The sequence below is a fragment of the Pseudomonas syringae group sp. J309-1 genome, assembly GCF_032582135.1.
Lineage (GTDB): Bacteria > Pseudomonadota > Gammaproteobacteria > Pseudomonadales > Pseudomonadaceae > Aquipseudomonas > Aquipseudomonas quasicaspiana.
Genome location: NZ_JAWHNU010000107.1, coordinates 1 through 7125, shown reverse-complemented (window position 1 = coordinate 7125; position 7125 = coordinate 1). Strand labels below are relative to the sequence as shown.

Here is a 7125-nt window from a genome sequence, read left to right as displayed (position 1 = left end):
TGGCTGGTTTGTGGGATTCTTTATGTGGATCAAGGTGCGATTACAGATGATAAATATCCATCGGATATACCGGCCTATCGCGAATGAATTCGCTCCCACAGAGATCGCGTTCTTTTTTTTGCCTGCAGTCGCAGTTCGTGCAGTGTAAATGCGGTTCTGGTGGGAGCGAATTCATTCGCGAAGGGGCGATTACAGATGATAAATATCCATCGGATATACCGGCCTATCGCGAATGAATTCGCTCCCACAGGGATCGTGTTTCCTTGCACGCAAATGTAGATGGCTGATTTATTACATATTTGTTTCAATGGCTGGATGCCAATCATTGTTGGCATTTAAGCCAAAGGCCGACTAAAGGTTAGTAAGGCCTGGCAAGCGCGACATTCGCTGCACCTTCAATTCATTGCCCATATGGGCACACCTCAGGGGGCTTTCCGTATGCTGACCCTGCTCGATTTGCTTTCGGCCGTGGCCTTGCTGATCTGGGGCACTCACATTGTTCGTACCGGCATTTTGCGCGTGTACGGCGCGCAGTTGCGTCAGGTCATCAGTCAGAACATGTCCAAGCGTCCGCTGGCTTTTATCGCCGGCATTCTGGTGACCGCGGTTGTGCAGAGCAGCAACGCCACCGCCATGCTGGTGACTTCATTTGTCGGTCAGGGCCTCATGGCGCTGACGCCTGCCCTGGCAATCATGCTGGGCGCGGATGTCGGCACGGCCTTGATGTCGCGCATCCTGACGTTCGATTTATCCTGGCTGTCGCCACTGCTGATTTTCCTGGGCGTGGTGTTCTTTCTGTCGCGCAAGCAGACTCGTCTAGGTCAGATGGGGCGCGTTGCCATTGGCCTTGGGCTGATTGTGCTGGCGCTGCAACTGATCGTCGCCGCTGCGGCCCCGATCACCCAAAACGCTGGCGTAAAAGTACTGTTTGCGTCGCTGACCGGCGATTTGCTGCTGGATGCACTGGTGGGCGCGCTGTTCGCGATGATTTCCTACTCCAGTCTGGCCGCCGTGCTGCTGACCGCAACGCTGGCAGGCGCTGAAATCATCAGCTTGCCGGTGGCTATCGGCCTTGTGATCGGCGCCAACATCGGCAGTGGCATGCTGGCCTTCCTGAGCACCAGCATGCAGAACGTTGCCGGTCGCCAAGTGGCCTTGGGCAGCTTGCTGTACAAATTGTTTGGCCTGCTGCTGGTCATTCCGGTGCTCGACCCACTCGTACGCTGGATCGACAGCCTGGGCTTCAGCCCGCAAGACATGGTCATTGGCTTCCACCTGGTCTACAACACCGCCCGCTGTCTGATCATGCTGCCCACCGTCGGCCCGATGGCGCGGCTGTGTTCGGTCATCTTGCCGGAGCGTCCCGAGGTCAACGGGCTGGCCAAGCCGCGCCATCTGGACCTGACAGCCCTGTCTACGCCTAGCCTTGCGTTGGCCAATGCCGTGCGGGAAACCCTGCGCATGGGTGACCTGATTGAAGGCATGCTCGGCTCGATGCTGGAAGTCCTGCGCGGTACGCAAACGTCCATGACTCAGGAAATGCGTCGCCTCAACGATGACGTCGAAGCGCTGTACAGCGCGATCAAGCTTTATCTGGCGCAGATGCCCCGGGAGGACCTCGGTGAGCAGGACAATCGGCGCTGGGCGGAAATCATCGAGCTGACCATCAACCTGGAACTGGCTGCCGGATTGATCGAACGCATGCTGCGCAAAATCCAGCAGCAGAAAACCTCCCAGCGTCGCTCCTTCTCCGAGGTCGGGCTGGAAGAACTGGCGGGCCTGCAATCGCAGTTGCTGGCCAACCTGCGTCTGGGCTTGTCGGTGTTCCTCAGCGGTGATCCGGAAAGCGCTCGCCAGTTGCTGCGTGAAAAACGCCGCTTCCGCGCCCAGGAGCGTCGCCTGGCCCATGCCCACGTCAGCCGCCTGCAACGCAAAGTGGTGCAGAGCCTTGAAACCAGTTCGCTGCACCTTGAACTGATTGCCGACATGAAGCGCCTCAACTCCCTGTTTTGCAGCAGCGCCTACGCCGTACTGGAAACCGCCGACACTGGCGCATTGTCCAGCGAAAGCGAGCCAGAGCAGCCCGCGTAAAAGTGGTGATGTGAACGTACCGGGCACATCGAAGTCTGTTAGACATACCGATCCGCAAGGAAGCAATGTTTTATGCGTTGCCTGCTGTTCGCTTGTCTGTTTCTGATCGCACTGCCTTCCTCCGCTCTCGACCGTTTTCAGGTCGAGGGCTATATGCTGCCCAACGGTTTGCAACTCCTGCTCAAGCCAGGCTATGAAAAAGGTCACGTGGCCATTCGTTTGGTGGTCGGCATTGGTTTCGATGACTTCCCGTGTGAAGACAAAGAGCTGCCGCATTTGCTGGAGCATTTGCTGTTCAGCGGTATCGACGATGCGGGTGAAGGAGGGCTGGAAGAGCGCATGCAGGCGCTGGGTGGCGACTGGAATGCGTTCACCAGTAACACCGACACCACGTTTGTGATCGAGGCTCCGGCGCAGAATCAGCGCAAGGTGCTGGACCTGCTGCTGGATGTGCTGACCAAGACCCACTTCGATCAGCCCGATCTGGATACCGTCAAACGTATCGTCGAGCGCGAAGATGGCGGCCATTACTCGCACCTGCAACGCTGGCTGGATCGCAAGGATCTGGGTCACAACGCCAGCAGCCAGTTGGCGGTGGAGATGGGCCTCAAGTGCGCCGAGCGCCCGCAGGTCGATCACATCACCCTGGATCAGGTTCAAGAGGTCTTCAGCTCCTGGTATGCGCCGAACAACATGACACTAATCGTGGTCGGCGACCTGGACCGGCTGTTGCCGAGCTATCTGGAGCGTACGTTCGGTGAGCTTGATGCGCTTGATCCCATCGACCATCCTCCGTTGGCCGAGCCCAATGGCGCGGCTGAAAAAGACCGCACCTTGATTCGTGGAACGCTGGGCGACGCTGCGCGGCTGCATCTGATATTCAACGAGCCGCTGCTGGACGATCAGCATGATGAAACGCTGGAGCTCGTCAGCGACTACCTTGAATGGGCGCTCTACAGCGACCTGCGCCTCAAGCACGGTTTGTCTTACGGTCCGTGGGTCGACCGGGAGGTCTTCGGCGGCATGGGCTTTATGAGCTTGAATGCCGACCTGGAGCGCGATGACGTTGATCAGGCCAAGGAATACGTCCGCGCAATGCTCGATCGTCTGCAAGTGGACGGCCTCGATCCGGCGGCATTCGCCCGGATCAAACAAGCCACCATCGCCAAGCAGGCCTGGGCCGTGCAGGGCAACAGTGCCTTGGCGGACTATTACTGGGGTGCGCTCAACGATTACGAAAAAGGCCGGTTTGCTGATCCGGTCAAGCGTTACAAAGCCGTCAGCCTCGACAGTGCCAATCGCGCGCTGCGCGAATTGCTCAAGCAGAAGAGTTATTGGCGCACTGAACAGTCGTTGCTGAGTTACGACAGTGCGTTCTGGCTGACGACGGCAGTGGTGGGCTTACTGGTGTTGCTGGTGGGATGGCGCGTTAACAGCTATCGCCGTAAACGCCGATGATCATATTTGTAGGAGCTGCCGAAGGCTGCGAATGCGTTTTTCCAGAAGACCGCTTTCGCAGCCTTCGGCAGCTCCTACAGAGGGCGGCGTTTAACTCTCAATCATTCAATGAATTCACTGGCAGCGCTGTTATCCTGCTGACCCTTTTTCCACACCATCAAGTGAATCGCTGAAATGCCTCAATGGAAATCCCTGATCGTCCGCATCGTTGAACTGATGAAGCGTTATCCGGGGCTTATTGCGGCGGGTGGTTTCGTTTCGGGTATCGCCAGCTTCATTCTGGTGGACCGTCAGGAAGGCCTGGCCACCTGGATCGCCGTGGTAATGCTGCTCAGCTGGTTATGGCTGATGGTCGAAAGCAGCGCCATGGTGCTGTTCACCAAGGTTTTCAAACGCAGAATTCCCGAAGGAATACTGCGATACGGCACGCAGATGATTCACCAGGAAAGTCTGTTTTTCGTTCTGCCGTTCTTCTTCATTACCACTACATGGAACAGCGCCCAGGCGATTTTTACCGGGATGCTGGGTGCGGCCGGTCTTATCTCCATCATTGATCCGCTGTACTACAAATGGCTTGCCCCTCGGCGCTGGCTGTTCATGGCCTTGCACACCCTGACCCTGTTCGCTGCCTTGCTGACCGCGCTGCCGATCATCCTGCACCTGACCACCGCCGAGAGTTACAAGCTGTCGCTGGGCATCGCGATGCTGCTGTCATTCCCCAGCCTGATATCGAGTTTCCCGGTCACCAGTTGGCGGCGCGGCGTGGGCGTGGTGGTCATGATCCTGGCAATCGGCGGCGCAGGCTGGCTGCTGCGTTCATGGGTGCCGCCCGCGACGCTGTGGCTGACCGAAGTAGCGGTCAGCATCGACTTCGATAACAAGAACCGCACGCCAGGGGACAGCGTCACCCAAGTCAGCGCTAATCAGGTTCGCAACAGTGGTTTGTACGCCTACACCTCGATCAATGCGCCGCGTGGTCTGGATGAGCGGATTTACCACGTGTGGCGACACAACGGCAAAGAAGTCGACCGGATTGCGCTGGATATCCATGGTGGCCGTAAAGAAGGCTACCGAGCGTGGACCCACAAACGCAATTTCCCACAGGACGCGGTGGGCAAATGGCAGGTGAGGGTGCTGACCGAAGACGGGCAGATGATCGGCGTGCTGCGTTTTGAAGTGACCGAGGCTGATCAGGCGCCTGTCACTCGACCTTCTGGCCGGATAATCCGTCTCAAGCCGGGTGGCGATGACAGTAACAGCGGGGCTGATGAGCCTGCGCCGCAGCGCTCAGAGCCCGAGGCAAAAGAGCCTGAAAAGGCTCAGCCTGAGGCGGCCGAGCCTGACGTCAAACCTGAAGCTGCCGAGCCCGCCGCTCAGTAAGGCTGACGCTTACTGCGCGGTTGCGCCGAAGAACCAGTAAGTGACCATGATTGCCGCGATCACACCGGCAAGCTCGGCCAGCAGCGCGCAGCCAACGGCGTGGCGTGCGCGCTGGATGCCAACGGCACCGAAGTACACCGCCAGCACGTAGAACGTGGTTTCGGTGCTGCCCTGAATCGTCGCGGCAGCCAGTGCTGCAAAGCTGTCTACGCCTTGAGTCTGCATGGTTTCGATCAACAACGCCCGAGCGGCGCTGCCCGAGAACGGCTTGACCATGGCAGTCGGCAACGCATCGACAAAGCGTGTGTCGACCCCCAGCCACTCAACCAGATGACGAATACCTTCCAGGCCCATGTCCAGCGCGCCCGAAGCACGCAGCACGCCGACCGCACAGAGCATCGCTACCAGATAGGGCAACAGGCCTTTGGCGACGTCAAAACCTTCCTTCGCGCCTTCGACAAACGCTTCATAAACCTGCACCTTGCGTAACGCACCGATCACCAGAAACATAATGATCAGGCCGAACAGCGTCAGGTTGCCGAGGATAGAAGAGAGGCCGGCCAATGCCGCTGCTGACATGGTTGCCAGTAACGCCATAAAACCGCCGAGAAGCAGTGCGCCGGGGATCAGGTAGGCCAGCACGACCGGGTCCCACAGCCGCAGGCGCTGCATGAACGCCACCGACAACAGGCCGACGATCGTCGAGGCGCTGGTCGCCAGAAGAATGGGCAAGAACACCAGCGTCGGGTCGAGGGCGCCTTGCTGTGCGCGGTACATAAAAATCGAAACAGGCAGCAACGTCAGCGAAGACGCGTTGAGTACCAGAAACAGAATCTGTGCATTACTGGCCGTGGTCTGGCTGGGGTTGAGCTCCTGCAGCGAGCGCATGGCCTTGAGGCCGATAGGCGTTGCCGCGTTATCCAGGCCCAATGCGTTGGCAGCGAAGTTGAGGGTGATCAGGCCAAGGGCAGGGTGGCCCGCAGGGACTTCCGGCATCAGGCGCAGGAACAGTGGCCCGAGGACTTTCGCCAGCCAGTCGACGATCCCTGCTTTCTCTGCAATGCGCAGAAAACCGAGCCACAGCGTCAGTGTGCCGAACAGCAGAACCATGACTTCAACCGACAGCTTGGCCATGGCAAAGATGCTTTCGACCATGGCCGCAAAAATGCCGGCGTTACCGCCAATCAGCCACTGGCCAAATGCGGAGATTGCCGCAATCAGAAAAAAACCGAGCCATAGAGCGTTAAGCATTCAAAAGTCCCCCGCAAGATGCCGCGATGATAGCGGTGCGAGGGCAAACAACAAACCCTGAAGAGATTTTCATTCTGCGACAGCTGAGCGGTACCAAGGAGACCTTCGGATCTGCCGGCTTCCTTTTTTTCCGTTTCGCCAACCTGCACACAGCTGCCACCTCTATTCGTTTGGCGACGTTAGTGGGCGGCAGTCGCCCCCTTGAGAGCATGCTCAGTAATGTTTGAGCGATTTGTCGATATCAGAGGTAGGATTTGGCTATGCACCGGATCAGAAGGAGAGCCTTGTTTTGTCAGCACCAGCCATAAGCGATATCCAGATCAGTCGTTTTGAACCCACTGATCAGCAAGGCGTGATTGACGTCATCCTGCCGATCCAACGTGAAGAGTTCGGCATTGCTATCAGCGCTGAGGATCAGCCGGATCTGCAGGCCATTCCTGACTTCTATCAGGTCGGCAAAGGCGACTTCTGGGTTGCTAAACATCAAGGCCAGGTCATCGGCACCATCGGCCTCAAAGACATCGGCGCACAGCAGACCGCCTTGCGGAAAATGTTCGTGGCAGCGCCGTTTCGTGGGCGTGAGTTTGGAGTGGCGGCGCAGCTGCTCAACATGCTGCTTGAAAACGCCTGGGAACGCAGCGTGCAGGAGATCTACCTGGGCACCACCGACAAATTCCTCGCCGCGCACCGGTTTTACGAGAAGCACGGATTTGTTGAAGTGGCGAAGGAAGACCTGCCGGAGAGCTTTCCGGTGATGAAGGTGGACAGCAAGTTTTATGTGTTGCGGCGAGACTGAGTAGCTTTTGTGGGAGCCGGGCTTGCCCGCGATGAAGCTGACGCGGTGAGCCTGAAATCCGCGTCGCCTTTATCGCGGGCAAGCCCGGCTCCTATCAAACAAACTACAACTATTTGATTTGGAGTACTTTTTCATCTGTAGGAGCGCGC

At 58.0% G+C, this 7125-nt stretch carries 5 protein-coding genes; 4 read left to right on the top strand and 1 reads right to left on the bottom strand.

Features of this window, described 5'->3' with window-relative positions; genetic code table 11:
* Positions 1–438: 438 nt before the first annotated feature.
* The 3 genes from RX972_RS28735 (at position 439) to RX972_RS28725 (ending at position 4929) form a co-directional block, all read left to right on the top strand.
* On the top strand, positions 439–2091 hold the full coding sequence (locus RX972_RS28735) for a Na/Pi cotransporter family protein (RefSeq protein ID WP_027900027.1): 1653 nt from the start codon (positions 439–441) through the stop codon (positions 2089–2091).
* Positions 2092–2163: 72 nt separating this feature from the next.
* Positions 2164–3549 (top strand): pitrilysin family protein, encoded by a 1386-nt coding sequence (locus tag RX972_RS28730; RefSeq protein WP_316880656.1) that lies wholly within the window; start codon positions 2164–2166, stop codon positions 3547–3549.
* A 174-nt stretch (positions 3550–3723) separates the two neighbouring features.
* Positions 3724–4929 (top strand): DUF5924 family protein, encoded by a 1206-nt coding sequence (locus RX972_RS28725; RefSeq protein ID WP_231670279.1) that lies wholly within the window; start codon positions 3724–3726, stop codon positions 4927–4929.
* 9 nt (positions 4930–4938) lie between these two features.
* Here RX972_RS28725 and RX972_RS28720 read toward each other — a convergent pair whose 3' ends face one another.
* Positions 4939–6180 carry a nucleoside recognition domain-containing protein gene (locus RX972_RS28720; protein ID WP_316880653.1) on the bottom strand — a complete coding sequence of 414 codons (1242 nt, stop codon included), beginning with the start codon at positions 6178–6180 and terminating at the stop codon, positions 4939–4941.
* Between the two features lie 289 nt (positions 6181–6469).
* Here RX972_RS28720 and RX972_RS28715 point away from each other — a divergent pair, with 289 nt between their 5' ends.
* A complete protein-coding gene (locus RX972_RS28715) occupies positions 6470–6976 on the top strand; it encodes a GNAT family N-acetyltransferase (protein WP_316880650.1) in 507 nt (168 codons plus the stop codon).
* The last annotated feature ends 149 nt before the right edge of the window (positions 6977–7125 follow it).